Below are 25,018 nucleotides of genomic sequence, written 5' to 3' on the forward strand. Positions count from 1 at the left end.
AAACGGCGAGAGTTGGGTGGACTCCATGTGGTACTGGCTCCTCAAGCACATCCTGGTGGGGCCGGTGCTGCGGCTGCTCGGGCGCCCGAAGATCGAAGGGCTGCACCATGTTCCGAAGGACGGGCCGCTGATCATCGCCGCCAACCATCTGGCCGTGGTTGATTCGCTCTACCTGTGCCTGGTGCTGCGCCGCCGGGTCACCTTCATCGCCAAACAGGAGTACTTCACCGAGGGCGGGTTCCGCGGTCGACTCAACCGCTTCGTCATGAACGCCACCGGTCAGGTTCCGGTGGACCGCACCGGCGGCAGCGCGGGCTCGGATTCGCTCGCCGCGGCGGTGCGGGTGCTGGAGTCGGGCGGTATCTGGGGCATTCACCCGGAGGGCACGCGTTCGCCCGACGGCCGCGTCTACCGGGGCCGCACCGGCGTGATCCGGGTGGCCATGCAGACCGGCGCCCCGGTGATCCCGGTGGTGTTGTCGGGCACCGATCGGGTGAATCCGCGCGAGGGCCGTTTCCTGCGCCCGGCCAAGGTCAGCATCTCCTTCGGCCACCCGCGCTATTTCCTGCCCGCCGACCAGCGGGCCGTGCGCCGCGCCACCGACGAGCTCATGGCCGACATCGTCAGCCGCTCGGGCCGCCCGTATGTCGATTGCTACGCAACCACTTTCAAGCAGCAAGCCGCCTGAAACGACGACGGCCGGTTATCCGGGATCCGATCGGGACCCGGATAACCGGCCGTTGTACTGGTCGTCTCAGCTCACGCGCGCGTTCGCGCTGGAGCCGGTGATGCCGAGGGACTGGAGCAGGCCGGCGGCGCTGCCCGTGTCGAGGCCGGAGTTCTCGGCCGCGGCGGAGACGGTGATGTCGACCGGGCCGACGGTGGCGGACTGACCGGCGCCGTTGAGGGTGACCGTGATGTGGTGCGTGCCCGCCGACGCCGGGGTCCAGTTGATGGCGGCCGTGGTGGCGGTGCCGGTCGCCGGGGTCGCGGTGCCGACGGAGACCGTGTTCGACCCGGTGGTGTCGAAGACGTTCGCGCTGACGGTGGGCGAGCCGGTGACGATGGTGATGGTGTAGGTCTTGCCCACCGTGTAGCCGCTACCCGCCACGGTCAGACCGTTGACGGTGGTGTCCGCGGCGGCGAACGGAGCGGCGATGGCGACGGTTGCGGAGATGGCAGCGAGGCCCGCGACGCTGAGGCCGGCCTGGCGGATGTTCTTCATAGATCTCTGTTCCTCACTCGGGAGGCACGCTGATCAGCGTGCCGATCAAACTGCCTAGCATTGGAAAGGAATCCCCGTCCCCGAAACCGGGATAATCGCCTGCTGACGGTGCGGCCCGTCAGCTGACCGAAGCGCCGATGCCGTTGGAGTTGGCGGCGGAGCCGGTGCCCAGCGACTTGATGATCGAATCGAAGCCGCCGCCGCCCGTCGAGGGAGTGGTGGTCTTCGGCGGAGTGGTGGTGGTCGGCGGCGGAGTGGTGGTGCCCGGGCCGCAGTCGTTGTTGGTGGCCGAGGCGATCGGCGCGGTGAGCGCGATGGCGGCGGAGACTGCGGCGATGCCCGCGGCGCTGAAGCCGACCCGGCGGATGTTCTTCATCAAGCGTTTTCCTAACTTGGCAGACAAGCTCCTCGGCGTGCCCTCGAATGACCCGGGACCGGGTAGGAATGGGTTCGAGGGGTGGGCCGAGTGATGCGAAATACTAGTGTGTCAAATTGCCGGATACAAGGGTGGAAATCGCTGCCGCCGAGGGGGTGCGGCAAGTGCCTTCCGGCAGCGTGTTAGAGTCTTCAGGTTGTCTCGGCGAGGGTGTGGCACCTAGCTGCCCACCGTGATCGACGCGGCTCGGCCTATTCGGCCGTCCACGTTGGTCTTCGCCGACGAGCAGACCAACCACTTTGCCAGGGCGGCCCACGTCGCCTGGCGACACGCTGACATTACAGCCGGACGAGCCGTAGGGAGTAGACAGTCATGTCCGACGCCAACCTTCTCGAAGCCACCGTACGTACCGAGTTCGGCAAGGGTGCCGCCCGCCGTACCCGCCGCGACGGCAATGTCCCCGCCGTCCTGTACGGCCACAACGAGGAGCCGCAGCACCTGGCCGTGAGCGCCCGGGCGTTCGCCGCCATCCTGCGTGAGCACGGCACCAACGCCGTCCTGAACCTGGACATCAACGGCAAGAAGCAGCTGGCGCTGACCAAGTCGGTCGTCGTCCACCCGATCCGCCGCTACATCGAGCACGCCGACCTGCTGATCGTGCGTCGTGGCGAGAAGGTCACCGCCGACGTGAACGTCGCCATCGTCGGCGATGCCGCCTCCGGCACCCTGGTCACCCAGGACGCCACCACCCTCTCCATCGAGGCCGAGGCCCTGCACATCCCCGAGTCCATCGAGGTCTCGATCGAGGGCGTCGAGGCCGGCACCCAGATCCTGGCCGGCGGCATCGAGCTGCCGAAGGGCGTCACTCTCGCCGGTGACCCGGAGGCCCTGATCGTCAACGTCATCGCCGCCCCGGCCGCCGCCGCCGAGGCCGAAGAGGTCGTCACCGAAGAGGCCGCCGCGGAGTAACTCCCTACTCCCGCAACGGTTCTCGATGACCGAGGCAACAGCCGGGCCCGCGCTCGTGGTCGGTCTGGGTAATCCTGGATCCGAGTACGAGCGCACCCGGCACAATGTCGGTTTCATGGTCGCCGACCTGCTCGCGGAGCGGGTCGGCGGTCGTTTCACCGTGCACAAGAAGTCCGGCGCGGATCTGCTCGAGGCTCGCCTGGACGGGCGGAAGGTGCTGCTGGCCAAGCCGCGTACCTACATGAACCTGTCCGGGCGGCCCGTCGCGGCGCTGGCCAAATTCTTCTCCGTGCCCGCCACCGAGGTGATCGTCGTCCACGACGAACTCGACCTCCCCTTCGGCCAGATCCGCCTCAAGCGCGGCGGCGGCGAGGGCGGGCACAACGGGCTGCGGTCGATCTCGCAGGCCCTCACCACCAAGGACTATCTGCGCGTCCGCTTCGGCATCGGCCGTCCGCCGGGCCGGCAGGATCCCGCGGATTACGTGCTGAAGCCGTTCTCCGCGCCGGAGCGCAAAGAGGTTCCGGTGATCGTCGAGCAGACCGCGGACGCGGTCGAGCTGCTGCTGCGCGTGGGTCTGGAGACCGCGCAGAACCAGCTGCACTGAGCGGTCAACTGCTGTACTGAGCGTCAACTACGTTGCGCCCCAGGGTAATTCGAGCCCCGGGGCGCTTCGCGTATCAGGACACGCTGGTGGCCGTCGCCGAGCGGCGCAGCTTGCCGGACGAGGTCTTGGGCAGCGCGCCGGGTCCCAGCACGGTCACGCTGCGGGGGCGTACCCCCACCTCGGAGAACACCGCGTGCACGATGTCGTGCTCGATGCGGTGCACCTCCACCGGATTCTGGTAATCGTTGGATTCCACCACCACCGCGAAACTCTCGCGTTTCTGGCCCGCGTCGAGCCGCACCGCCACCGCGTTGCCGGGCCGAACTCCCTTGACGCGCAAGGCCGCTCGCTCGATGTCGGTGGGATAGATATTGCGGCCGCCCATGATGATGACGTCCTTGATCCGGCCGCAGACGACGATGTAGCCCTCCTCGGTGAAGTAACCGACATCGCCGGTGTCGAGCCAGCCCTCGGCGTCCAGCGCGGGGCGGAAGCCTTCGACGGTGACATAGCCGGAAGTCACCGCGGGACCGCGCAACTCGATGACGCCGACACTGCGGGCGGGCAGCGGCTGACGCTCGGCGTCGACCACCCGCCCCTCGAGATTGTCGACCAGGTAGCCCAGGGTGGGCAGGCGGCGCACGCCGCCGTGGTGATGGTCCGAATCGCGGACCGGCACCGCCTTGCCGAGCGCCTCGAGCAGATCGGCGTCGACGACGTCGAGGATCTGGCCGAGCCCCGGATCCGGGATGGAGACGGCCAGGGTGGTCTCGGCCATGCCGTAGACCGGGGTGAGGGCCGCGGGGTTGAGGCCGAAGCGCTGTCCGGCCACGGCGAGCGCCTCCATGGTGTCGGCGTCGACGGGTTCCGCGCCGTTCCACATGTAGCGCACGCTGCTCAGGTCTAGCGAGCCCTCGTCGGCGTTGCGTAATCGCCGGGCCAGCAGCGAGTACGCGAAATTCGGTGCGGCGGTGACTGTTCCGCGATATTTGGAGATCAGCTCGGCCCACAGGATGGGCCGGGCCAGGAAGTCCAGCGGGGTCACGCACACCACTTCGGCGCCGAACTGCATGGGCACGCTGAGGAATCCGACCATCCCCATGTCGTGGAACAGCGGCAGCCAGCTGACCATCACGTCGTCGTCGAGCTGGAACTTCACCCGATCGAACATGGCGTAGGCATTGACGAAGAAATTGCCGTGCGTGATCCGCACGGCCTTCGGCGAGCCGGTCGACCCGGAGGTCAACTGCTGCAAGGCGATATCGTCCTCGCCGGTGGGCACCGGGTCGATGGGGTCGCCCGCGCGCATGGAGTCCAGGGTCACCACGGTGATACCGCGTTCGCGCAGTAGCGGTTCCGCGATCTCGAAGGGCGCGCCCAGGATGACCGCTCGCGCCTCGATCATGCCCAGCACCGTCTCGGTGTCGTGAGCCCACACCTCCAGATCGGTGCGCGGTGTGGGCTGATGCAGCATGGTGAGCGAGGCGCCACGCATCCACGCCGCCTGGCAGGCGGGCGCGATGTCGACCGGCATCCCGGCCAGCACGCCCACGGCGTCGCCGGGGCCGATGCCGGCGGCCGCCAGCCCGCCCGCCATGCGACGGGCGATGTCGTGGATCTCGGCCCATGTCTGACGCAGCGGTGCGTCGGGCTCTCCGGTCACCAGTCCGCGCTGGGAAACGCGGGCGGTGGCATACATTTCGTCGGTGAAGCGGCTCACGCAGAACACTCCTCGAATGCCGGACCAGCATTCAAATATCCCGCGTTCGAGGAGCGCTGTTAACCGTTTTCGGGTGATCCGGTCTGGTATGTGAGGGTTCTGAGGATCTACCCGAGAGCCCGGACGGCCCCGGCGAAGCGGTCCAGGTCCGCGAAGCTCACGAAGCAGTGCGGGGAGGCCCGAACCACCGAGTTCAGTTCTCGCGCCGACATATCCAGCAAGGTGGAGCTGCGGTGGCTGACCGTGACGGTGATCGACTCCGCGGCCAGCCGGTCGCGCACCCGGACCGGTTCCAGCCCGTCCAGGGTGAATGACACGATGCCCGCGTGCTGGATGCCCCGGTCGCGCACGTCGACGCCCGGAATCTCGGCCAGCGCCTTGCGCAGATACTCGGCGCGCTCGGCGATGGCGGCGTAGACGGCGGCCGGGCCGAGGTCGAGCAGGTACCGTACGGCCGCGCCCAGGCCCAGCCGGGCGGCGACCGAGTACTCCCAGAACTCGAAGCGCCCGGCGTCGGGGGAGAGCACGTAGTCGTCGGGGGCGGTCCATTCGGCGCTGTGCTGGTCGAGGCGGCCGGGTTCCAGGCTCAGCGCCAGTTCTGGACGCACGTACAGGAACCCGGTGCCACGCGGGCCGCGCAGCCATTTGCGGCCGGTGGCGGACAGGGCGTCCACATTCAGGGCCGCGACGTCGAGGGGTAGCTGACCGGCCGACTGGCAGGCGTCCAGCAGCACCAGCGCGCCGGATCGGTGCGCGATGCGGGTGGCCTCGGCGACCGGGTTCACCAGGCCGCCGTTGGTCGGAACGTGAACCAGCGATACCAGTTTCACGCGTTCGTCCATCATGGCGCTGAGCGCGTCCAGGTCGAGCTGGCCGCTGCTGTCGCTGGGGATCGCCTCGACGACCGCGCCGGTCTGCCGGGAGCGCTGCAGGGCGGCGATGGCATTGCTGCCGTACTCCGCGCCGGAGATCAGGATGCGGTCGCCGGGGGCCAGCGGGACCGAGTAGAAGAAGTCGCTCCAGGAGCGGCTGGCGCTGTCGCTGAGGGCCAGGGCGGCGGGGTCGGCGTTGATCAGTTCGCCGATCGCTGTTTTGACGGCGTACAGGTCATCGATGCGTTCGTTGGCCGCGCGGTAGCCACCGATCTCCGCTTCGCGGCGCAGGTGGGCGATGGTGGCGTCCACGACGGCCCGGGGGGGCAGCGAGGAGCCCGCGCTGTCGAGAAATACGTGATTTTCACATCCGGGGGTATCGGCCCGCAATCCAGCCATATCCAGCATGGAATCGACCATATAGGTTGCCGCGTTCTTCATTTCGTCAGATTTCTTGTCACAGTCGCTCGCTACTCTGGTTTGGGTCGTCGTTCCGATCCCCAGCGGCGACCGCATCAGACGGAGGTTGGCAATGGCTGTCACAGCGTCACCCGCCGATGTGCTGCGCAGTGGCCTGGATGTCTCGGAACCCGGCGGCGAATTCACCTCACGCGCCGCCGCTGAGGCGTATGTCGGAAAAGTCTGTTTCAAACAGGGCCCACCGCTGCTCATCGGCGCCGAACTGGAGTGGCTCACCGCGCAAGGTGAACTTTCGGCGACGAATTCGCGTCCGGACCTCACGGTCCTCGCGGACGCCCTCGGGCCGTATGCGCCGCGGTCCATCTCTCCCGATTCCCCGGCCGATCCGCTGCCGGGCGGCAGCCGGGTCACCCTCGAACCCGGCGGTCAGATCGAACTGTCCAGTGCCCCGTTCGGCACCGCCACCGAACTGTGCGAGCGCTTGCGGGCAGACACGACCAGCTTGCGGGAGCTGCTCGAATCCCGCGGTATCCGAACCATTTCCGGCGCCGCCGACGCGGTCCGGCTGCCCCTGCGCGTCCTGCGGCTGCCGCGCTACCGGGCCATGGAGGAGTCCTTCGCCGGTCTGGGCCCGTTCGGGGCGCTCATGATGTGCAATACCGCCGCCACCCAGGTCAGCGTGGACGCGGGCGCGGACCCCGCCGAGATCGCCGCCCGCTGGCGGGCGCTGTACGCCGTGGGCCCGGCCCTGCTGGCGGCCTTCGCCTGCTCACCGGGCCTGCACACCGCCCCGCCGGGGGCGTGGGCCTCGCAGCGCATGCGGGCCTGGCAGCGGCTCGATCAGCTCCGTACGCGGCCGCCCGTGCACGACTGGGCCGATCCCATCACCGGCTACGCGCGCTGGGCGCTGGACGTACCCCTGCTGTGCGTGCGCCCCGGCTCCGCTAACGGCACCTCCAGTTCCGCCGCCGGCACTTCGGGCTCCGCCAACGGCACTTCGGGCTCCGCCAACGGCACTTCCGGCTCCGCCAACGGCAGCTCTGGTTCCGCCGGAACAGAGGCCGATTGGTGCGCGCCGCCGGGAGCCACCTTCGCGGACTGGTTGTGCGGAGCGCTCGACGACGAGATCGGCCGCCGCCCGGACCGGTCGGATCTGGACTATCACCTCACCACCCTGTTCCCACCGGTCCGCGCGGCCGGTCACCTCGAGGTCCGCTATATCGACGCGCAGCCCGGGGACGGCTGGACGGTGCCGGTCCACGCCATCGGCGCGCTGCTGTCGTCGGCCGAGACCGTCAAGGAGGCAACGGCTCTGGCGGACCCCACAGCGAGCGCCTGGTCGGAGTCCGCGCGCCACGGTCTGGGCGATCCCGAGTTGCGTGCCACCGCCGTCGCGCTGCTGGAGATGGCGACCGCACATGCCGAGACCCCCGAAGCCGCAGGAGAATTGGCCGCCGCCGCACTTCGATGTCGCCGCGGTGACATTCCCACCGCGGCCGAGTTCGGAGGCGGGGCATGACATCCGAACCCGGCGGTTTCGCACCGGGCCCGCGAACCGGTCTCCGCGGACGACCATCGGCCCGGCGGCGCCGTCGCCCGGTGCGGCGGCACTCGCGATCCCACCGGGGTCGTGCCGCGGGAAGCGCGTGGTGCGCCGCGGCCGACTCCGGCTGCCACCCGGGCCATTCGGCGTCGGTCCGCACCCTCGAACGTCCGGCCGCCGCCCGCCGGGCGCATGTTGCTCGGCCCGTGGCGAAGGCCCGCCCGCCGCGCCTCATTCTCGAATCGGGAGTTCTCTCATGACTGTTCAGCATCTGCCTGGGTCGGACCACGCCGAGACCGAGGCCCTGCGCGGGCGGATCGCCGAGTCGCTCGAACGAGCGCGGCGGCGGACCATCGGGCTGACCGAGTGCCTCGACGAGGCCGAGCTGGTGGCACAGCATTCGCGATTGATGAGCCCGCTGGTGTGGGATCTCGCGCATATCGGCAACCAGGAAGAGCTGTGGCTGGTGCGCGATGTGGGCGGGCGCGAACCGGTGCGGCAGGACATCGACCACCTCTACGACGCGTTCAAGCACGCCCGCGCGGATCGGCCCGCCTTGCCGCTGCTGGATCCGGCACAGGCGCGCGACTATGTCGGCACCGTGCGCGACAAGGTGTGGGATGTGCTGGACCGCAGCCCGTTGCGCGGCCCGGACCTGGTGCGGGACGGGTTCGCGTTCGGCATGATCGCCCAGCACGAGCAGCAGCACGACGAGACCATGCTGGCCACCCACCAGCTGCGGACCGGTGCGGCGGTGCTGTCCGCGCCGCCGACTCCCGCCCCACGGGTGGCGGTCACCGGTGAAGTCGTGATTCCCGCAGGCGAATTCACCATGGGCACGGACACCGACCCCTGGGCGCTGGACAATGAACGGCCCGCGCACCCGGTCCACGTCGACGGCTTCGCCATCGACGCCGCGCCGATCACCAATGAGCAGTACCTCGCCTTCGTCGACGACGGCGGATACGAGCGACCGGAACTGTGGTCCGAGCGCGGCTGGGCGCACCGCGTGGAGGCCGGGCTGACCGCGCCGCAGTTCTGGGAGCAGGACGGCGGCGGACGCTGGTGGCGACGGGTTTTCGGTGTCATGCAGCCGCTGCGCGCGCATCAGCCGGTGGTGCACGTGTGCTGGTACGAGGCCGAGGCGTACGCCCGCTGGGCCGGCAAGCGCCTGCCCACCGAGGCGGAATGGGAGAAGGCCGCGCGCTTCGACGCGAGCGCCGGTCGTTCCCGCCGATTCCCCTGGGGCGATGGCGATCCCACCGAGGCGCTCGCGAATCTCGGTCAGCACCACTTGGAACCGGCCGCTGTCGGGGCCTACCCGGACGGCGCGTCGCCGGCCGGAGTGCATCAGCTGATCGGCGACGTGTGGGAGTGGACGTCCTCGGGTTTCGAGGCGTACCCGGGCTTCCGGGCGTTCCCCTACCGCGAATACTCCGAGGTCTTCTTCGGCGGCGACTACAAGGTGTTGCGCGGCGGCTCCTTCGGCGCGGACCAGGTCGCCTGCCGCGGCACCTTCCGCAACTGGGACCACCCCATCCGCCGTCAGATCTTCTCCGGTTTCCGGCTGGCCCGAGATCTGGGATCGGACGAGCGCTGATGTGCCGTCACCTGGCCTATCTGGGCCCGCCGACCCCGGTCGGCGCGCTGCTCACCCAGGGCCCGCACTCACTGCGCACCCAGTCCTGGGCGCCGCGTGAGATGCGCGGTGGCGGCATCATCAATGCCGACGGCTTCGGCGTCGCCTGGTGGCACCACCCCGACGCGGCGGCGCTCGACCACGGCCCCGGCGTCGTCTGGCACGGTGGCGCGACCGGCGATCCGGCGGACAACCCGCCGCCGATCGATCCGGTGGTCAGCCGCTACCGCAATCCCGTACCGATGTGGACCGATCCGGCCGTGGACGAGGTGCTGCCGCAGATCCGCTCGGCGGCGGTGCTGGCCGCGGTCCGCTCCGCGACCGTGGGCATGCCCGTGGAGCGGGCGGCCTGCGCGCCGTTCGTCCACGGCCGCTGGGCCTTCAGTCACAACGGGGCGATTCCCGACTGGCGCGCCGTGCTGACCGCCGTAGCCGCCGAATTCGGTTCGGGTTCCCTGCTCGGCGCCGAGGCGCTGACGGATTCCGGTGTGCTCTGGGTGATCCTGCGCCACCTGCTCGAGGATGACGCGGAACCGGGTGCGGTGTTGCGGCGGGTGATGGCCGCGGTGCTGAAGCGATCGCCGCGGGCGCGTTTGAACCTGCTGCTGGGGAACGGGTCCGGAGTGTGGGCGACGACGTGGCATCACTCGTTGTCGCTGCTGTCGGGCGACGGGTTCGTGGTGGCGTCGTCGGAACCGTTCGACGACGATCCACGCTGGCGGGCGATCGAGGATCGGCGGCTGGTGCGGGCGCGGATCGGCGCAGTGACGGTGGAACCACTGGATATCGAGATCGGAAGGGCTGGTTCATGACTGCGGCTACGGTGGAAATCCATCTGACGGACGAGGATTTGACGACCGCGTTGCGCGAGGACGTGCGGCGCGGGTTGACGGCGGAGCCGAAGTGGCTGCCGCCCAAGTGGTTCTACGACGCCCGCGGCAGCGAGCTGTTCGAGAAGATCACCGAACTGCCGGAGTACTACCCGACCCGCACCGAGCGGGCACTGCTGGAACGGGTCGTCGGGGAGATCGCGCGGATCGCCGGGGCCGAGGTGCTGGTCGAACTCGGCGCGGGTTCGGCGGCCAAGACCCGGCTGCTGCTGAACGCGCTCTCCGCGGCGGGGCCGTTGAAGAGCTATGTGCCCCAGGATGTCTCGGTCTCGGCGCTGCGGATGGCCGCGGACGAGGTGGCGGCGGAGTTTCCGGGCCTGGTCGTGCACGGCGTGGTCAGCGACTTCACCAAGACCCTGGACAATCTGCCCGGCGGCGGCCGGCGCATGGTCGCCTTCCTGGGCGGCACCATCGGCAATCTGGTTCCGGCCGAGCGCGCCGAATTCCTGGCGGGCATCCGGGATGTGCTCGAACCCGGCGAGCAGCTGCTGCTCGGGGCGGGCCTGGTCATCGATCCGGCGGTGCTGGTCCCCGCCTACGACGATGCCGCCGGTGTCACCGCGGAATTCAATCGCAATGTGCTGCACGTCCTCAACGCCCGCCTGGGCGCGGACTTCGTGCCGGACAAGTTCGCGCACATCGCCCTCTGGGACGCCGAGAACGAGTGGATCGAGATGCGGCTCGAGGCCACCGAGGCCATGACCGTCCGCATTCCCGAACTCGACCTCACCGTCGATTTCGCGGCGGGCGAGCAGCTGCGCACCGAGATCTCCGCGAAGTTCCGCCGCGAGGTGCTCGAAAGCGAGCTGGACACCGCCGGTTTCAGCACCGAGCACATCTGGACCGACCCGGACCGGCGGTTCGCCCTGGTGCTCGCCGAACGCCGGTAGGCGCGGCTACTTCTGCGCCGTCACGGCCGCCAGCCATTCGATGAGCGGCCGCAACTGCTCCCACGCCGCCCGGACCTCCCGGGCGGCGCGCGGGGTGGTCAGCCACTTCGGGGCGCCGAAATCCCTTCCGGCGGTGAGGGATTTGTGCCGCAGCAATTCGATGCGCGGATGGTCGATGTCGTAGCCCTTGGGCTTGGTGGCCAGCTTGTCCCCGCCGATGGCGTAGCCGTCCGCGATCAGCCGGGCGATCAGCGCCTCCAGTTCCGCGCCGCGCACCTCGTCGTCGATGGCGGCGCGCAGCGCGGTGAGCTGGGCGGCCTCGGCGGCGTACATGCCGCCGGCCACCCGCAGCCCGCCCGCGCCGATCTGCACGTACCAGCCGGAGTACTGCGCGCTGTAGACCACCGCGCCCTGATGGTTCTTGTACGGCGACTTGTCCTTGGCGAAACGCACGTCGCGGTAGGGACGGAAGATCTTGGCGGTGCCGAAGTCGGGTTCCAGCTCGGCGACCAGGGCCTTCATCGGATCCCGGACCGACTCTTCCCACACGGTCTTGTGGGCGGTCCAGAAGGCCTTGGAATTGTCGGCTTCCAGGTCCTCGTAGAAGTCGAGTCCGGCGAGCGGGAATCCCGTGAACGCGGTCATGGATCGAGTGTCCGTGATGCCCCGCGGCCGCGTGCGACCGCCCTAGTCCTCGAGCTCCTCGACGATGTCCATGGCGGCGACCTCCGCGGGGCGGTTGTCCTCGATCCCGAATTCCTCGCGCTGACGGCGGCGGGTCCACTCCTGGTCGAGTTCGTCGCCGATGCCGAGGCGGCCGTCGTCGTCGTTCTCGCGATTGCGGATGACCAGGTCGGAGGGCGGGTCGGCGATGTAGCGCTGGTACTCGCGGATCTCGTCTTCCTGGTCGTCGTCGCCGAGGTCGTAGTCGAGGTTGTCGACATCGCTGTCGTAGACCTGATCGGTGTCGAAGACCTCGTCCATCAGCCGGGCGTCGTCCTCGTCGGGCCGGTCGGCCATGCGGCACCACCTCTCCGCGCTGTCAGCGCACCAGTAGCAAACCGTACGTCCGACCCAACGCTACCGCCTGCCAGCCGAAACGAACACGCTTGTCGACCCCATTTCACGCAGAAGCGCCCCTCCCGCGAACAGGAGGGGCGCTCGGTTGGTGCTGGTCGGGGACGTGGCCCCGTCGTCTGTCAGGCGTTCCCGTTGAAAAGGCCGGTGACCGAGCCGTTCTCGAAGACCTCGCGGATCGTCTGCGCCAGCAGCGGCGCGATCGACAGCACGGTCAGGGTCGGGAACTTCTTGGCCTCGTCGATCGGCAGCGTGTTGGTGACCACGACCTCCTTGGCCCCGCAGTTGGCGAGACGCTCGGCGGCCGGGTCGGACAGGATGCCGTGGGTGGCGGCGATGACCACGTCACCCGCGCCGGCCGCCTTGAGCACCTTGACCGCGCCGGCGATGGTGCCACCGGTGTCGATCATGTCGTCGATCAGGATGCAGGTGCGGCCCTCGACCTCACCGACCACGCGGTTGGAGACGGTCTGGTTGGGGACCAGCGGGTCGCGGGTCTTGTGGATGAACGCCATCGGCGCGTCCGCCAGCGAGTTGGCCCACTTCTCGGCGACCTTCACCCGGCCGGCGTCGGGGGAGACGACCGTGATGTTGGACAGGTCGTAGTTGTTGCGGATGTGCTCGGCCAGCTGCACCTGCGCGTGCATGTGATCGACCGGGCCGTCGAAGAAGCCCTGGATCTGATCGGTGTGCAGGTCGATGGTGATGATCCGGTCCGCGCCCGCGGTCTTGAGCAGGTCGGCGACCAGGCGGGCCGAGATGGGCTCGCGGCCGCGGTGCTTCTTGTCCTGGCGGGCGTAGGGGTAGAACGGCAGCACCGAGGTGATGCGCTTGGCCGAACCGCGCTTGAGCGCGTCGATCATGATCAGGTGCTCCATGACCCACTGGTTCAGCGGGGCCGGGAAGCTCTGCAGCACGAAGGCGTCGGAGCCGCGGACCGATTCCTCGAACCGGACGAAGGTCTCGCCGTTCGCGAAATCACGAGCGGTCTGGGGGGTGACGTGAACATTGAGTTCCTTCGCCACCGCCTCGGCGAGCTCGGGATGAGCGCGTCCCGAGAACAGCATCAGATTCTTCTGGTTATCGGTAGAGAACGCGGTCACTGACGTTCGCCATCCTTTTGCTCGTTGGTTTTCTCGGTGGTTCCCGCATCCTCCGGGTTCGAAGCGAGAGCCGCTTCGGCCGCGCGGGCGGCATCGGTATCGGGGCGATTGCGCTGTACCCAACCCTCGAGATTGCGCTGTGCTCCACCCGATACCGCGAGCGCCCCCGGAGGAACGTTTCTGCGCAGTACAGTACCCGCCGCCGAGTACGCGCCGTCACCCACGGTGACCGGGGCGACGAACATGGTGTCGCTACCGGTCCGCACATGCGATCCGACCGTGGTGTGGTGCTTCTTGACGCCGTCGTAGTTCACGAACACGCTGGATGCGCCGATATTGCTGTACTCGCCGATGGTTGCGTCACCCACATAGGTGAGATGCGGGACCTTGGAGTGCGCGCCGATGGTGGCGTTCTTGGTCTCGACGAAGCCGCCGATCTTGCCCTCCTCGCCGAGCGAGGTGCCGGGCCGCAGGTAGGCGAAGGGGCCGACATTCGCGCCGGCGCCGATGCTGGACTTCTCGCCGTGGGTGCGGACCACCTTGGCGCGGTCGCCGACGGTCACGTCGGTGAGCGTGCAGTCCGGGCCGATCTCGGCGTCCTCACCGATCACGGTGTCGCCCAACAGCTGAACGCCTGGGCGGATGACGGTGTCGCGGCCGATCACCACATTGCCGTCGATCCAGGTGCTGCCCGGATCGACGATGGTGACCCCGGCGCGCATGTGCCGCTCCAGGATGTAGCGGTTCAGCGTCTTGGCCGCGCCGGCCAGCTGCACCCGGTCGTTCACGCCGGTGACCTTGGCGGAATCGACCAGCCGCGCGCCGTGCACCGGGTGCCCGGCCTCGCGGGCCAGTTTGAGCACGTCGGTCAGGTACAGCTCGTGGCGGGCGTTGGCGGTGTCGATGCGCGAGATCATGATTCGCAGCACGGCCGCGTCGAAGACGTAGACGCCGGAGTTGACCTCGGTGATCGCGGCCTGCTCCGGGGTGGCGTCGGCGTGCTCGACGATCTCCATGACCCGGCCCTCGTCATCGCGCACGATGCGGCCGTAGCCGTTCGGGTCCTCGGGCACGAAAGTCAGTACGGTGGCGGCGGATCCGTCGGAGTAGCTGCGGTGCTCGTCGAGCAGCGCGTGCAGGGTGTGGCCGTCCAGCAGCGGTACGTCGGCGTAGGTGACGAGGACATCGCCCGCGAAATCCTCGGGCAGCGAGGTGAGCGCGCACTGCACGGCGTGGCCGGTGCCGCGCTGCTCGTTCTGTACTGCCAGGGTGATCGGGCGGCCCAGTTCCGCTCCCACCTTGCCGACCGCGTCGCCGACCTGTTCGCGATCGTGGCCGATCACGGTGATGAGCGACGTCGGGTCGATCTCGTGCGCGGCATGCAACGCGTGCGCGAGCATGCTCCGGCCGGCCAGCGGGTGCAACACCTTGGGTGTCTTGGACCGCATTCGGGTTCCGGCTCCGGCTGCGAGAACGACGACGGCGGTCTCCTGTGGCATGGATCTCCCTCGGCTGCCAGTCATCGTGTGCTGAGTCAGGTTGTGCGGGGCCAACCATAGCGACCCTGCGCGCGAGCTCCGCCGCCAGGACTCGAACCTGGACAAACTGAACCAAAATCAGTTGTGCTGCCATTACACCACGGCGGATTGCAGCGTCATGCGGGTCTGATCCTCGCATGAAGTACGCCTCCACGTCGAACCGCTTACACAGTGTCGATCGTGTCTGTCGATAGGCTACCTACCGAACCGCGGTGGGCGCGGGGCGCGCGACCCCGTAAAGGTGCTCGCGGGCAGGGCGAAAGGGGCAGGTGGGCGATGACGGCTGGCGAAGGCCAACGGCCGGCGCGGGCGCGCATGACCGGCACCCAGCGCCGTCAGCAGCTCATCGAGATCGGACGGGCGCTGTTCGCCGAGCGCGGCTACGACGCCACATCGATCGAGGAGATCGCGGCGCGGGCGCAGGTCTCGAAACCGGTGGTGTACGAGCACTTCGGCGGCAAGGAGGGGCTCTACGCCGTCGTGGTCGACCGGGAGATGTCGACACTGCTCGAGATGATCACCTCCTCGCTCACCCAGAACCGTTCGCGGGTGCGGCTCGAGCAGGTGGCGCTGGCGTTGCTCACTTATATGGAGGAGCGCACCGACGGATTCCGGATCCTGATGCGGGATCAGCCGGTGTCGGCGGCCGAGGGCACCTATTCGAGTCTGCTCAACGAGGCCGTGAATCAGGTGGCCCATATTCTCGCCGGGGATTTCGAACGGCGCGGTCTGGATCCGACTCTGGCGACGCTGTACGGGCAGGCGCTGGTGGGAATGGTTGCGACGGCGGCGACCTGGTGGCTGGACGAGCGCCAGCCGTCGAAGGAAGTGGTGGCCGCGCACCTGGTGAATCTGTGCTGGAACGGACTCACGCATTTGGAGGCGGAACCGAAGCTGGCGTCGGAATGGCCGAGCGGCAAGGGGTTATAGAACCCTGCGGTCTGAATTTTGGTCTGATATGTCTGTCGTAGCGGGGCAGAACCGGACAGTTAACCAGCGAATTGCGAAGGAGGACGGGTCGAATGCTCGAATCGGCTGGCAGCACGCAGCCGGGTGGTACGGTTCACCCATCCTTCGAGTGCTGTTCGAACTGTGATGTCGGTCAACTTCGGGATGGCGGTCTACTTCAGGATGGCTGGTTTGATGACGGGCGGATCTGATGGCTAGGCAAGCGCGTGCGGAGATCACTCGCGATTCCGTGCTCGCGGGCGCTGCCGATGTCTTTCTCCGGCTGGGCTACGCGAACGCGTCCCTGTCCGAGATCATCGCGCAGTCGAATGTGACCAAGGGCGCCTTGTACTTTCACTTCGGCTCCAAGGAAGAACTGGCGCGCGCGGTCGTCGATCAGGGCAACGAGCGACTGATCAGCGCATGCCAGGGTTTCTTCGATCCGCGGGTGCCGGCGCTGGAGGCGTGCATCGGGATCACCTACGTGGTCGCCGATCTCACCATGAACGACCCCATGGTCGGCGCGATGCTCAAACTCACCCATCAGATCGGCGACTACCGCGGCGCGACCGGCGACAATATCGCCAAGACCTGGGGCGAGACGCACCGTTTGCTCGCCGAACGCGCGATCACCCAGGGCGATCTGGAGCCCGACCTCGACCCCGACACCATCGGCATGCTCCTGCAGGAGATGACCACCGGCGTCCACATCGTCGCGGTCAGCACCGAGTCGATCGATCAGATGGCGACCCGCATGGAACGCGCCTGGTACTTCCTCCTGCCCTCGATCGTGCCCCAGGAGAAGGTCGCCTACTTCCGCGAGTTCGCCGCCCGCCGCCTGCGCCGCTACGTGCAGTAACTATCTGCCCTGCCTGCCCTGCGCTCCCTCGCTCCGTCAGTCCGGACCGAGCCGGGCCGCGAACAGCGGGGTTGGTGGAGGTTGGGGGCTGCACGGCTTGTCACGGCCCCGCACTAGACTCGGTTGGTCGTTCTGAAACGCTGATCTGCGCCGAGGAGTCTCCGCATGACCACCGATCGTCCGCCTCTGTCGGGACTTGCTGCGGTGGCGGGTGCCGACGCCGCGTTGACGCAGGTCGCGAGCCTGATCGGGCGCGCGGAGGCCCGGTTGGTCGCGCCGTCGGCGGTGCGGCCGTTCGTGGCCTCGACCATCGCCGGGCAGCGGCCGCTGCTGGTGGTGACGGCCACCGGGCGCGAGGCCGATGATCTGACCGCCGAGCTGACCGAGATCCTGGGCGATACGGTCGCGCTGTTCCCGTCGTGGGAGACGCTGCCGCACGAGCGGCTCTCGCCGGGGGCCGACACCGTGGGCCGGCGGATGCAGGTATTGCGGCGGCTGGCGCATCCCGAGGATCCGGGGGTGACCGGTCCGCTGCGGGTGGTGGTGACCACGGTGCGCTCGCTCATGCAGCCGATGGCGGCGGGGCTGGGGGAGGTCGAGCCGATCGTGCTGCGACCCGGCGCCGAGTTCGACTTCGACGAATTGCTCACGCGGCTGGTGGAATTCGCCTACGAGCGGGTCGACATGGTCGGCAAGCGCGGCGAATTCGCGGTCCGCGGCGGCATTCTGGACCTTTTCCCGCCCACCGCGGATCATCCGGTGCGCGTGGAGTTCTGGGGTGACGAGGTCTCCGAACTGCGCGCCTTCTCGGTGCAGGACCAGCGTTCCATCCACGAGGTGCCGATCGATCTGGTGGTCGCGCCGCCGTGCCGCGAACTGCTGCTGACCGATGCCCTGCGCGAACGGGCCGCCCAGGTGGCCGCCGACAATCCGGCCGACGCCGCGCTGGTGGAGATGCTGGAGAAGATCGCCGAGGGCATCCCGGTGGAGGGCATGGAGGCGCTGCTGCCGGTGCTGCAGCCCGGCGAACTCCAGCTGCTCGTGGACGCGCTGCCCGCGGAAACCCATGTGCTGCTGTGCGATCCGGAGAAAGTTCGCACCCGCGCCGCCGACCTGGTGCGCACCGGGCAGGAATTCCTGGAGGCGTCGTGGACGGCGGCCTCCTTCGGCGGGGCCGCGCCGCTGGGCGCGCACGGCCTGGACCTGGCCGCCTCCGGCTATCGCGGTCTGGACGTGGTGCGCGCCGACGCCGACCGCCGCGGCCTGCCGTGGTGGACGCTGAGCCCGCTGGCCGCCGACGCCCCGGACGAGATCGTGCTGCCGGTGCTGGCGGCCGCCTCCGCGCGCGGTTCGGAGGAACTGGTCGCCACCATCTTCGCCTCGCTGCGCGCGCACGTCGCCACCGGCGGCCGCGCGGTCATCGTGGTGGCGGGACACGGTACGGCGCAACGCATTCTGGAACGCCTCGCCGACGCGGAGGTGCCCGCCGCGGCGCTGGACGCCGGCGCCGAGCCGGTCCGCGGCCTGGTCGGCGTGCTGTGTGGTTCGCTGCACGACGGCATGGTGTTCGACGACGCCAAACTGGTGGTGATCGCCGAATCCGACCTCACCGGCAACCGGGTCACCGCACCCGGCGAAGGCAAGAAGCTGCCCGCCCGCCGCCGCAACCAGGTCGATCCGCTGGCCCTGACCGCGGGCGACATGGTGGTGCACGATCAGCACGGCATCGGCCGCTTCGTGGAGATGATCGAGCGCACCATCGGCGGCGCGCGCCGCGAGTACCTGGTCATCGAATACGCGCCCGGCAAGCGCGGCCAGCCCGGCGACCGGCTGTTCGTGCCGATGGACTCCCTCGACCAGCTGTCCCGCTATGTCGGCGGCGAGATGCCGTCGCTGTCCAAGCTGGGCGGTTCGGACTGGGCCAATACCAAACGCAAGGCGCGCAAGGCGGTTCGCGAGATCGCCACCGAGCTGGTGCAGCTCTACGCCGCCCGCCAGGCCGCGCCCGGTCACGCCTTCGCCCCGGATACCCCGTGGCAGCAGGAGATGGAGGACGCGTTCGCGTTCACCGAGACCGTCGACCAGCTCTCGGCCATCGCCGAGGTGAAGTCCGATATGGAGAAGGCGGTCCCGATGGACCGCGTCATCTGTGGTGACGTCGGCTACGGCAAGACCGAGATCGCGGTGCGCGCGGCCTTCAAGGCGGTGCAGGACGGCAAGCAGGTGGCGGTGCTGGTGCCGACCACGCTGCTGGCGCAGCAGCATCTGCAGACCTTCACCGAGCGGATGGCCGGATTCCCGGTGGTGGTGAAGGGCTTGTCCCGGTTCACCGACGCCGCCGAATCGCGAGAGATCCTGGAGGGCATGACCACCAAGGATGTCGACATCGTGGTGGGCACGCATCGGCTGTTGCAGACGGGCGTGCGCTGGAAGGATCTCGGTCTGGTCATCGTCGACGAGGAGCAGCGTTTCGGCGTCGAGCACAAGGAGCACATCAAGGCGCTGCGCACGCACGTGGACGTGCTGACCATGTCCGCGACGCCGATTCCGCGCACCCTGGAAATGTCGCTGGCGGGCATCCGCGAGATGTCGACCATCCTCACCCCGCCCGAGGAACGGCATCCCGTCCTCACCTATGTCGGCGCCTACAACGACAAGCAGGTGGCCGCCGCCATCCGCCGTGAACTGCTGCGCGACGGCCAGGTGTTCTACGTGCACAACCGGGTGTCGTCGATCGACAAGGCGGCCAAGAAGATTCGCGATCTGGTGCCGGAGGCCCGGGTGGTGGTCGCGCACGGGCAGATGAACGAGGACATGCTCGAGAAGACCGTGCAGGGCTTCTGGGAGCGGGAATTCGATGTGCTGGTGTGCACCACCATCATCGAGACCGGTCTGGACATCTCCAACGCCAACACCTTGCTGGTGGAACGCGCCGACGCCCTGGGCCTTTCGCAGCTGCACCAGTTGCGCGGCCGCGTCGGCCGATCCCGGGAACGCGGGTACGCCTACTTCCTGTACCCGCCGGAGAAGCCGCTCACCGAGACCGCCTACGACCGGCTCGCCACCATCTCGCAGAACTCGGATCTGGGCGCGGGCATGGCGGTGGCCATGAAGGACCTGGAGATTCGCGGCGCGGGCAACGTGCTGGGCGCCGAACAGTCTGGCCACGTCGCGGGCGTCGGCTTCGACCTCTACGTGCGCCTGGTCGGGGAGGCGGTGGAGGCGTATCGCGCCGCCGCCGACGGCCGCCCGATCTCGGTGGACGAGGAGATCAAGGAGGTGCGTATCGACCTGCCCGTGGACGCGCACATTCCGCCGGACTACATCACCTCCGATCGCCTCCGTCTGGAGGCGTACCGCAAACTCGCCGCCGCCCAGGACGATTCGGGACTGTCGGCCGTGGTCGAGGAGCTGGTGGACCGGTACGGGCCGCTGCCGGTGGAGGTGGGCCGCCTGGTGTCGGTGGCCAAGCTGCGGTTGCTGGCCCGCGCCTACTCGATCGCCGAGATCGGCGTCACCGGGACCACGGTGAAGGTGTCGCCGCTGCAGCTGCCGGACTCCAAGCAGCTGCGGCTCAAGCGGCTCTACCCGAACGCCACCTACCGCGCGGCCACCGGCATCGTCCAGCTGCCGCTGCCGCGGGTGGAGGACAGTGTCGGCGCGGCCCGCGTCCGTGACGTCCAGGTGCTGCAGTTCGTGGCCGATCTGCTGCTCGCCCTGGACGGAAAGGCGCCCGGCGCCGTGGATGTCCGGGTTCCGGCCGAGGTGATGGCCGACCGATGACATCGGGGGAAGGTGTCGCCGCCGAGACCGCGGCCGATACCGCGCGCATGACCGAGGCGCTGGGCGAGGCTGTCGAGGTGATGGATCGGCTGTGGAATTTCGGCGGCTGGGAAGTGACGCAGACCCATGATTCGCTGCGCCCCTACCTGCTGGAGGAGACCTACGAGCTGCTCGACGCCATCCAGGACGAAGATGCCGAGACCATCAAGGAGGAGCTCGGCGATCTGCTGCTGCAGGTGCTGTTCCACTCCCGGATCGCCGAGGCCGCAGGCGAATTCACGGTCGCGGAGGTGGCGGCGGCGCTGGTCGCCAAGCTGGTGCATCGCAGCCCGCACCTGAGCGACGCGCTCGACGCCTTCACCGTTCCCGGCGCGTCGGTGGCGGAGAAGATCGCGGCGCAGGAAAAGGCTTGGGAGGAGCGGAAATCCGCCGAGAAGGCGCGGCGCTCCTGCCTCGACGGGATCGCCATGGCGCAGCCCGCGCTGGCGCTGGCGGAGAAGGTGCGCTCGCGCGGCATCAAAGCGGGTCTACCGGAGGAGCTGATTCCCGCTGCCCTGCGGGTGGTGGAGCTCGGCGGGCCCGACAGCGCCGAAGAACGCCTGCGCAAGGCCACTCTCGATTTCGCCGCCACGGTGCGCGCCGCCGAGGACGCCGCGGAAATCGATCGAGGCACGCGCGACGCGCTGACCGCCGAGGATTGGCATCGGTACTGGCCGCACGGCTGACCCGCCGAGCGGACCGGCCTGGAATCATGGTGATTCCTGGCAAATTCGGCATAGCGGTGGCCATGCCGGGCGATAACGGCGGTGTTGCGCGAGGCCGGTTTCGGCTAGCGTCACAGGGGTGCATGCTTCGGGGCGCGAATCGATCACCGAGTACTACCCGCGGAGAACGGGTGCGATCGTCGCGCTGGTCTTCTTCCTGGTGATGACCGTGCTACCGGGTTTCGTGGTGTTCAACGACGCGGAACATCCGGTCATGCGGGTGGTGGCCGGGGTGCTCATGGCGGTGTTCGGTTTCGGGGTCTACACCATGGCCGACGATCTGTTCCGCCCGCAGCCGACACTGCTGCTCAATGATCACGGCTTCACGTATCGCGGTTTCCCGCACGTGGCGTGGAGCGAGGTGGAGCGGATCCGGCTGGGCGTCGGCCGATTACGCAAGGGCGGGCGCACGGAACTCTTCGCCGAAGTGGTGCTGCGTGATCCGGAGGAGTTCCGGCACCGGGTCCGGGCGCTCGGCGATGTGATCGCCCGCCGCCAGGTCGACCGCCCGCTGTACATCGTCGCCGAGCGCCTACCCGTGCCGGTGCCCACGGTCGTGGAGGTCATGCGCGATCACTGTCCCGGCCTGGTGGTCAGAACCGTCGAGGACGCCCCCGGCGCCGCCCCCGAACCGCCCGCCGCGCCCCGCTCGGCCGATCGCGACATGGTGGAGACCGCCCTGGTCAGCGCCCTCACCGACGAGCTACCCACCGGCTGGACCCGCGCGGTGCTGTGGTTCTCCCTGGTCGGCGACGACGGCCACGCGGGACTCCAACTGGAGCTGTCCGGCGCCCCCGTCCCCGAGGTCCCCGAGTCCGGCGTCCCCTCCGAGGAGCTACAACCCTCCGAGGAGGTCCTCATGCTGCTCAACCGCCTCAAGGAAGTCTGCTACGACCAGATGACCGGCACCTGGCTCAGCGGCCAGGTCCTGCTCCGCGCCGACTCCACCAAGGCCCAATTCACCTTGTCCTTCAAGGAAATCCCCGACTGGCTCCCCATTCCCGAGCCCGACGAATGCCGCCGCGAACTCGCCACCTACCCGCGAGCCGGCGACGAGATCCCCGCCTGGCTCCGCCAGCGCATCTCCTGACCGGTCATTTCCCGCCGACCTCGGTCACCGTCGTATACGTGTTCAGCCGGTTGCTCCGGATCGGCGCGTGGTCGGGCCATCGATGAGCGGCGGCAAAGGCGTCCGAGGTCAGGAATTGCGCATATGCGTCCTCGTCGGCGAATTCGAGTATGGACAGGTAACCCCGGCCGTCGTCACGAGGACCGAGCAGCCGCGCGCCGAGCAGCCCCGGCACGCCGGCGAGCGTCCCGTGCATGCTCGCCCCGAAATTCCGCTCGAACACCGGTATATCGGCGTCGGCCACGAACAGTTCGTTGATGACGACGAACATTGCTACTCCTCGAGATTCGCTATCTCCAAAGCGCGACCGATGAATCGCGCGGTGCCGTCGAGAACCCGGTCGAAGCCGTCCCCGGCGTCGATCCGGTCGATGGCGCGTCCGAGCGCGCCGTCCACGAGTTCGGCCATCAGCTCCGGTTCGGCGTCCCCGCGCGCGGCCAGCGCCTGCCGCAACGGCTCCGACAGTTCCCGGTGTGCCCGCGAAATCTGTTCCCGCGCCACGCTATCGGTGAGTCCGTTGCCTCCGAGCACGGCGACGCGATGGGTCCCCGCGCGCGCCGCCTCCAGGCTGGCCCGCACATAGGTCGCGATCCGCGCGTCGGCCCCGTCCACCCGATCCATCGCGGCGCGAACGGCTTCCGCCCACTCGTCGAAGGAATCGGCGACGATGCGCGCGAGGATTTCCTCACCGGACCGGAAGTACTTGTACACACTGCTGCGCGCCAGCCCTGCCGCCGCGCCTACCGCTGCCGGGGTGACCGCTCCGACGCCCTTGTTCAGCAGCAGTTCCCGTGCGGCTCGGAGCAGCACCTGCTCCTGATTGGCGCGATGCTCGGCCACGGTCGGCGCGTCGATCCTGGGCACCGTGAACTCCTATCTTGGCGACGGTGTGTCTCCAAGATAGCACTCTTGGCGACATTCTGTCGCCAAGTTTGGATCAGTCCTCCGCGAGATACCGCTCGACGGTGTCGATCTTGGCTGTCATCGCGTCGGTGACGCCTGGGCGGATGTCGGCCTTGAGGACCAGGCTGCAGCGCGGGGCGACCGCGGTGATGGCGTCGGTGGCCTGTTTGACCACGGCCATGACCTCGTCCCATTCACCCTCGAGGGTGGTGAACATGGAGTTGGTTTCGTTGGGGAGGCCGCTGGCGCGCACGATGCGGACGGCCTCGGCGACGGCGCGGCCCACGTCCGCGCCGACGCCCAGGGGTGTCACCGAGAAGGCGACGATCATACGTTCACGCCGTAGTCGCGGGCGATGCCCGCCAGGCCGGAGGCGTAGCCCTGGCCGATGGCGCGGAACTTCCACTCGGGGCCGTGGCGGTAGAGCTCACCGAAGACCATGGCGGTTTCGGTGGACGCGTCCTCGCTGAGGTCGAAGCGGGCCAGTTCGGAGTTGGTGACCGCGTCGATGACGCGGATGTAGGCATTGCGGACCTGGCCGAAGGACTGGCGGCGGACGTCGGCCTCGTGGATGGAGACGGGGAAGAAGATATTGGTGATGGTCGGCGGCATGGCGGCCAGGTCGACATTGATCACCTCGTCGTCGCCGTCGCCCGCGCCGGTGAGGTTGTCGCCGGTGTGCTCGATGGTGCCTTCGGGGGAGCGCAGGTTGTTGTAGAAGATGAAGTGCGCGTCCGACAGCACCCGCTGATTGGATCCGCAGGCCATCGCGCTGGCGTCGAGGTCATAGTCGGCGCCGGTGGTGGTGCGCACATCCCAGCCCAGTGCCACCGCGACCTTGGTCAGATTCGGGGCCTGTTTGGACAGCGAGACATTTCCGCCCTTGGCCAAGCTGACAGACACACGATCTCCTTCGATCTCAGTTGCGGTCGGCCGCCATTGCTTCGAGGGTGGCGACCCGATTCTCCAGATAGCGTAGTTCGGTGTCGTCGATGACGGTGCGCTGAATTCCCGAGGCGACCGCGAAAGCCGACTGGCGGTGGTCGTCAATCACGTCGACGGTCAATTCCACCGCCACGTAATCGTCGGCGCCGGGCAGCGGATCCGCGATCACCTTGCCGGTGCCGCGGGCGCACAACGCCACATTGCCACCGCCCAGGATGAGCAGTGCCAGCTCCGGCCGTTCCCGCAGCCGGGCCAGCGAACCGCGATCGGACTTGAGGCTGAGCAGGATTCGCCGGTCGCCGGCGCGTACCGGCCAGGAGACGGGGATGGCGTGCGGGGCGGGATCGGTGGTCACCAGCACCGCGATGGTGTCCAGCGGCCACTCGGGTAGAACGTCCAGTTCGGGGTGGTCGGGTTGCGTGTCCGTCGAGGGCTCCTGACGTTCCCGGGCGTCGGCTACCATCTGTGTCCCCTCACCATCTGGGTCCGCACAGCGGGCTGGACTGTGCTGCCCGCAAGTGTATGCCGTTGCCGCACTGGACCGCTGGTCTCCGACGTGGAGCCCGAGCGCGCCAGATACGGGTGTTTCGTCCGTTACGACTGTGAAAACACCTCTGGACCTGCGGGGAAACAGATTGACGAGAAGCGATAACGGTTGCATCATTCGTTACAGTCCCTCGACCCAGCGAGGTCACGCGAGTAGCCGGCCGATGACCGCCCGGTGAAGATCGCCCGTGGAAACACACCCGAAGCACCGTCCGCTCCGTTCTTCTGACTGCACAACAGATTTCACGGCGTGTACCGGCCCGGGCGTGCCC

General features: G+C 68.5%; 25 protein-coding genes and 1 tRNA gene. 12 read left to right on the forward strand and 14 right to left on the reverse strand.

The window, feature by feature from the left end:
* Positions 1-25: 25 nt before the first annotated feature.
* Positions 26-688, forward strand: coding sequence for a lysophospholipid acyltransferase family protein (locus tag ACFRAQ_RS02380; RefSeq protein WP_379093019.1), 663 nt, complete (start codon positions 26-28; stop codon positions 686-688).
* Between the two features lie 66 nt (positions 689-754).
* On the opposite strand, the gene ACFRAQ_RS02385 is transcribed toward ACFRAQ_RS02380, so the two are convergent.
* Positions 755-1,225: a hypothetical protein gene (locus ACFRAQ_RS02385; protein WP_379093022.1), complete on the reverse strand. Its 471-nt coding sequence runs from the start codon at positions 1,223-1,225 to the stop codon at positions 755-757.
* A gap of 118 nt (positions 1,226-1,343) precedes the next feature.
* The gene (locus tag ACFRAQ_RS02390; protein WP_379093025.1) at positions 1,344-1,601 is read right to left on the reverse strand and encodes a hypothetical protein; all 258 of its coding nucleotides are present in this window, start codon (positions 1,599-1,601) and stop codon (positions 1,344-1,346) included.
* Between the two features lie 372 nt (positions 1,602-1,973).
* Here ACFRAQ_RS02390 and ACFRAQ_RS02395 point away from each other — a divergent pair, with 372 nt between their 5' ends.
* Positions 1,974-2,570: a 50S ribosomal protein L25/general stress protein Ctc gene (locus tag ACFRAQ_RS02395; protein ID WP_379093028.1), complete on the forward strand. Its 597-nt coding sequence runs from the start codon at positions 1,974-1,976 to the stop codon at positions 2,568-2,570.
* 25 nt (positions 2,571-2,595) lie between these two features.
* The gene (gene pth, locus ACFRAQ_RS02400; protein WP_357092023.1) at positions 2,596-3,177 is read left to right on the forward strand and encodes an aminoacyl-tRNA hydrolase; all 582 of its coding nucleotides are present in this window, start codon (positions 2,596-2,598) and stop codon (positions 3,175-3,177) included.
* Between the two features lie 73 nt (positions 3,178-3,250).
* Here the strand turns inward: pth and ACFRAQ_RS02405 are convergent, their stop codons facing one another.
* Positions 3,251-4,897: a fatty acyl-AMP ligase gene (locus ACFRAQ_RS02405; protein WP_379093032.1), complete on the reverse strand. Its 1,647-nt coding sequence runs from the start codon at positions 4,895-4,897 to the stop codon at positions 3,251-3,253.
* Between the two features lie 107 nt (positions 4,898-5,004).
* A complete protein-coding gene (locus tag ACFRAQ_RS02410; RefSeq protein ID WP_379095743.1) occupies positions 5,005-6,177 on the reverse strand; it encodes an aminotransferase class V-fold PLP-dependent enzyme in 1,173 nt (390 codons plus the stop codon).
* Between the two features lie 124 nt (positions 6,178-6,301).
* Here ACFRAQ_RS02410 and egtA point away from each other — a divergent pair, with 124 nt between their 5' ends.
* From egtA to egtD, 4 genes are all read left to right on the forward strand, one after another.
* On the forward strand, positions 6,302-7,708 hold the full coding sequence (gene egtA / locus ACFRAQ_RS02415; RefSeq protein WP_379093035.1) for an ergothioneine biosynthesis glutamate--cysteine ligase EgtA: 1,407 nt from the start codon (positions 6,302-6,304) through the stop codon (positions 7,706-7,708).
* 280 nt (positions 7,709-7,988) lie between these two features.
* Positions 7,989-9,332: an ergothioneine biosynthesis protein EgtB gene (egtB, locus tag ACFRAQ_RS02420; protein WP_379093038.1), complete on the forward strand. Its 1,344-nt coding sequence runs from the start codon at positions 7,989-7,991 to the stop codon at positions 9,330-9,332.
* Positions 9,332-10,183, forward strand: a complete 852-nt coding sequence (locus ACFRAQ_RS02425) for a class II glutamine amidotransferase (RefSeq protein WP_379093041.1) — start codon at positions 9,332-9,334, stop codon at positions 10,181-10,183. The genes egtB and ACFRAQ_RS02425 overlap by 1 nt, the downstream gene beginning before the upstream one ends.
* Positions 10,180-11,151, forward strand: coding sequence for an L-histidine N(alpha)-methyltransferase (egtD, locus tag ACFRAQ_RS02430; RefSeq protein ID WP_379093044.1), 972 nt, complete (start codon positions 10,180-10,182; stop codon positions 11,149-11,151). Before ACFRAQ_RS02425 ends, egtD begins: the two co-directional genes overlap by 4 nt.
* Before the next feature lie 6 nt (positions 11,152-11,157).
* On the opposite strand, the gene ACFRAQ_RS02435 is transcribed toward egtD, so the two are convergent.
* The 5 genes from ACFRAQ_RS02435 to ACFRAQ_RS02455 all read right to left on the reverse strand — a co-directional run bounded on the left by ACFRAQ_RS02435 (position 11,158) and on the right by ACFRAQ_RS02455 (position 14,977).
* Positions 11,158-11,796 carry a DUF2461 domain-containing protein gene (locus ACFRAQ_RS02435; RefSeq protein ID WP_379093047.1) on the reverse strand — a complete coding sequence of 213 codons (639 nt, stop codon included), beginning with the start codon at positions 11,794-11,796 and terminating at the stop codon, positions 11,158-11,160.
* Positions 11,797-11,838: 42 nt separating this feature from the next.
* Positions 11,839-12,171 (reverse strand): hypothetical protein, encoded by a 333-nt coding sequence (locus ACFRAQ_RS02440; protein ID WP_379093050.1) that lies wholly within the window; start codon positions 12,169-12,171, stop codon positions 11,839-11,841.
* A gap of 179 nt (positions 12,172-12,350) precedes the next feature.
* Complete coding sequence (locus tag ACFRAQ_RS02445; protein WP_379093053.1) at positions 12,351-13,331, reverse strand: ribose-phosphate diphosphokinase; 981 nt, start codon at positions 13,329-13,331, stop codon at positions 12,351-12,353.
* On the reverse strand, positions 13,328-14,830 hold the full coding sequence (glmU, locus tag ACFRAQ_RS02450) for a bifunctional UDP-N-acetylglucosamine diphosphorylase/glucosamine-1-phosphate N-acetyltransferase GlmU (protein ID WP_379093056.1): 1,503 nt from the start codon (positions 14,828-14,830) through the stop codon (positions 13,328-13,330). Before glmU ends, ACFRAQ_RS02445 begins: the two co-directional genes overlap by 4 nt.
* Positions 14,831-14,906: 76 nt before the next feature.
* Positions 14,907-14,977 (reverse strand) — tRNA-Gln (locus ACFRAQ_RS02455).
* Positions 14,978-15,184: 207 nt separating this feature from the next.
* Here ACFRAQ_RS02455 and ACFRAQ_RS02460 point away from each other — a divergent pair.
* The 5 genes from ACFRAQ_RS02460 to ACFRAQ_RS02480 all read left to right on the forward strand — a co-directional run bounded on the left by ACFRAQ_RS02460 (position 15,185) and on the right by ACFRAQ_RS02480 (position 22,313).
* Entirely contained in the window at positions 15,185-15,799 is a 615-nt protein-coding gene (locus ACFRAQ_RS02460; RefSeq protein WP_357280857.1) for a TetR/AcrR family transcriptional regulator, read from the forward strand.
* A gap of 229 nt (positions 15,800-16,028) precedes the next feature.
* A complete protein-coding gene (locus tag ACFRAQ_RS02465) occupies positions 16,029-16,676 on the forward strand; it encodes a TetR/AcrR family transcriptional regulator (protein WP_357280388.1) in 648 nt (215 codons plus the stop codon).
* Between the two features lie 165 nt (positions 16,677-16,841).
* Positions 16,842-20,459: a transcription-repair coupling factor gene (gene mfd, locus ACFRAQ_RS02470; protein ID WP_379093059.1), complete on the forward strand. Its 3,618-nt coding sequence runs from the start codon at positions 16,842-16,844 to the stop codon at positions 20,457-20,459.
* Between the two features lie 47 nt (positions 20,460-20,506).
* Positions 20,507-21,184 carry a MazG family protein gene (locus tag ACFRAQ_RS02475; RefSeq protein ID WP_379095748.1) on the forward strand — a complete coding sequence of 226 codons (678 nt, stop codon included), beginning with the start codon at positions 20,507-20,509 and terminating at the stop codon, positions 21,182-21,184.
* Between the two features lie 118 nt (positions 21,185-21,302).
* Positions 21,303-22,313, forward strand: coding sequence for a hypothetical protein (locus ACFRAQ_RS02480; protein WP_379093062.1), 1,011 nt, complete (start codon positions 21,303-21,305; stop codon positions 22,311-22,313).
* A gap of 4 nt (positions 22,314-22,317) precedes the next feature.
* On the opposite strand, the gene ACFRAQ_RS02485 is transcribed toward ACFRAQ_RS02480, so the two are convergent.
* The 5 genes from ACFRAQ_RS02485 to ACFRAQ_RS02505 all read right to left on the reverse strand — a co-directional run bounded on the left by ACFRAQ_RS02485 (position 22,318) and on the right by ACFRAQ_RS02505 (position 24,663).
* Positions 22,318-22,623: an antibiotic biosynthesis monooxygenase family protein gene (locus tag ACFRAQ_RS02485; protein WP_379093065.1), complete on the reverse strand. Its 306-nt coding sequence runs from the start codon at positions 22,621-22,623 to the stop codon at positions 22,318-22,320.
* Between the two features lie 2 nt (positions 22,624-22,625).
* The gene (locus tag ACFRAQ_RS02490) at positions 22,626-23,216 is read right to left on the reverse strand and encodes a TetR/AcrR family transcriptional regulator (RefSeq protein ID WP_379093068.1); all 591 of its coding nucleotides are present in this window, start codon (positions 23,214-23,216) and stop codon (positions 22,626-22,628) included.
* Positions 23,217-23,289: 73 nt separating this feature from the next.
* Positions 23,290-23,586, reverse strand: coding sequence for an MTH1187 family thiamine-binding protein (locus ACFRAQ_RS02495; protein ID WP_379093071.1), 297 nt, complete (start codon positions 23,584-23,586; stop codon positions 23,290-23,292).
* Positions 23,583-24,158 carry a TerD family protein gene (locus ACFRAQ_RS02500; protein WP_379093074.1) on the reverse strand — a complete coding sequence of 192 codons (576 nt, stop codon included), beginning with the start codon at positions 24,156-24,158 and terminating at the stop codon, positions 23,583-23,585. Before ACFRAQ_RS02500 ends, ACFRAQ_RS02495 begins: the two co-directional genes overlap by 4 nt.
* Positions 24,159-24,174: 16 nt before the next feature.
* Entirely contained in the window at positions 24,175-24,663 is a 489-nt protein-coding gene (locus ACFRAQ_RS02505) for a hypothetical protein (RefSeq protein ID WP_379093077.1), read from the reverse strand.
* Between the last annotated feature and the right edge of the window lie 355 nt (positions 24,664-25,018).

This window comes from Nocardia sp. NPDC056611 (assembly GCF_042792755.1).
In the GTDB taxonomy this organism is placed as follows: domain Bacteria; phylum Actinomycetota; class Actinomycetes; order Mycobacteriales; family Mycobacteriaceae; genus Nocardia.

What these genes read in the sequence shown, in the direction of transcription:
- ACFRAQ_RS02425 (WP_379093041.1), top strand. Translation starts at nt 9,332, where the DNA reads ATGTGCCGTCACCTGGCCTATCTGGGCCCGCCGACCCCGGTCGGCGCG.
- ACFRAQ_RS02485 (WP_379093065.1), bottom strand. Translation starts at nt 22,623, where the DNA reads ATGTTCGTCGTCATCAACGAACTGTTCGTGGCCGACGCCGATATACCG.
- egtB (WP_379093038.1), top strand. Translation starts at nt 7,989, where the DNA reads ATGACTGTTCAGCATCTGCCTGGGTCGGACCACGCCGAGACCGAGGCC.
- ACFRAQ_RS02460 (WP_357280857.1), top strand. Translation starts at nt 15,185, where the DNA reads ATGACCGGCACCCAGCGCCGTCAGCAGCTCATCGAGATCGGACGGGCG.
- mfd (WP_379093059.1), top strand. Translation starts at nt 16,842, where the DNA reads ATGACCACCGATCGTCCGCCTCTGTCGGGACTTGCTGCGGTGGCGGGT.
- ACFRAQ_RS02505 (WP_379093077.1), bottom strand. Translation starts at nt 24,663, where the DNA reads ATGGTAGCCGACGCCCGGGAACGTCAGGAGCCCTCGACGGACACGCAA.
- ACFRAQ_RS02390 (WP_379093025.1), bottom strand. Translation starts at nt 1,601, where the DNA reads ATGAAGAACATCCGCCGGGTCGGCTTCAGCGCCGCGGGCATCGCCGCA.
- ACFRAQ_RS02435 (WP_379093047.1), bottom strand. Translation starts at nt 11,796, where the DNA reads ATGACCGCGTTCACGGGATTCCCGCTCGCCGGACTCGACTTCTACGAG.
- pth (WP_357092023.1), top strand. Translation starts at nt 2,596, where the DNA reads ATGACCGAGGCAACAGCCGGGCCCGCGCTCGTGGTCGGTCTGGGTAAT.
- ACFRAQ_RS02395 (WP_379093028.1), top strand. Translation starts at nt 1,974, where the DNA reads ATGTCCGACGCCAACCTTCTCGAAGCCACCGTACGTACCGAGTTCGGC.
- ACFRAQ_RS02475 (WP_379095748.1), top strand. Translation starts at nt 20,507, where the DNA reads ATGACCGAGGCGCTGGGCGAGGCTGTCGAGGTGATGGATCGGCTGTGG.
- ACFRAQ_RS02495 (WP_379093071.1), bottom strand. Translation starts at nt 23,586, where the DNA reads ATGATCGTCGCCTTCTCGGTGACACCCCTGGGCGTCGGCGCGGACGTG.
- egtD (WP_379093044.1), top strand. Translation starts at nt 10,180, where the DNA reads ATGACTGCGGCTACGGTGGAAATCCATCTGACGGACGAGGATTTGACG.
- ACFRAQ_RS02410 (WP_379095743.1), bottom strand. Translation starts at nt 6,177, where the DNA reads ATGCTGGATATGGCTGGATTGCGGGCCGATACCCCCGGATGTGAAAAT.
- glmU (WP_379093056.1), bottom strand. Translation starts at nt 14,830, where the DNA reads ATGCCACAGGAGACCGCCGTCGTCGTTCTCGCAGCCGGAGCCGGAACC.
- ACFRAQ_RS02440 (WP_379093050.1), bottom strand. Translation starts at nt 12,171, where the DNA reads ATGGCCGACCGGCCCGACGAGGACGACGCCCGGCTGATGGACGAGGTC.
- ACFRAQ_RS02380 (WP_379093019.1), top strand. Translation starts at nt 26, where the DNA reads ATGTGGTACTGGCTCCTCAAGCACATCCTGGTGGGGCCGGTGCTGCGG.
- egtA (WP_379093035.1), top strand. Translation starts at nt 6,302, where the DNA reads ATGGCTGTCACAGCGTCACCCGCCGATGTGCTGCGCAGTGGCCTGGAT.
- ACFRAQ_RS02385 (WP_379093022.1), bottom strand. Translation starts at nt 1,225, where the DNA reads ATGAAGAACATCCGCCAGGCCGGCCTCAGCGTCGCGGGCCTCGCTGCC.
- ACFRAQ_RS02465 (WP_357280388.1), top strand. Translation starts at nt 16,029, where the DNA reads ATGGCTAGGCAAGCGCGTGCGGAGATCACTCGCGATTCCGTGCTCGCG.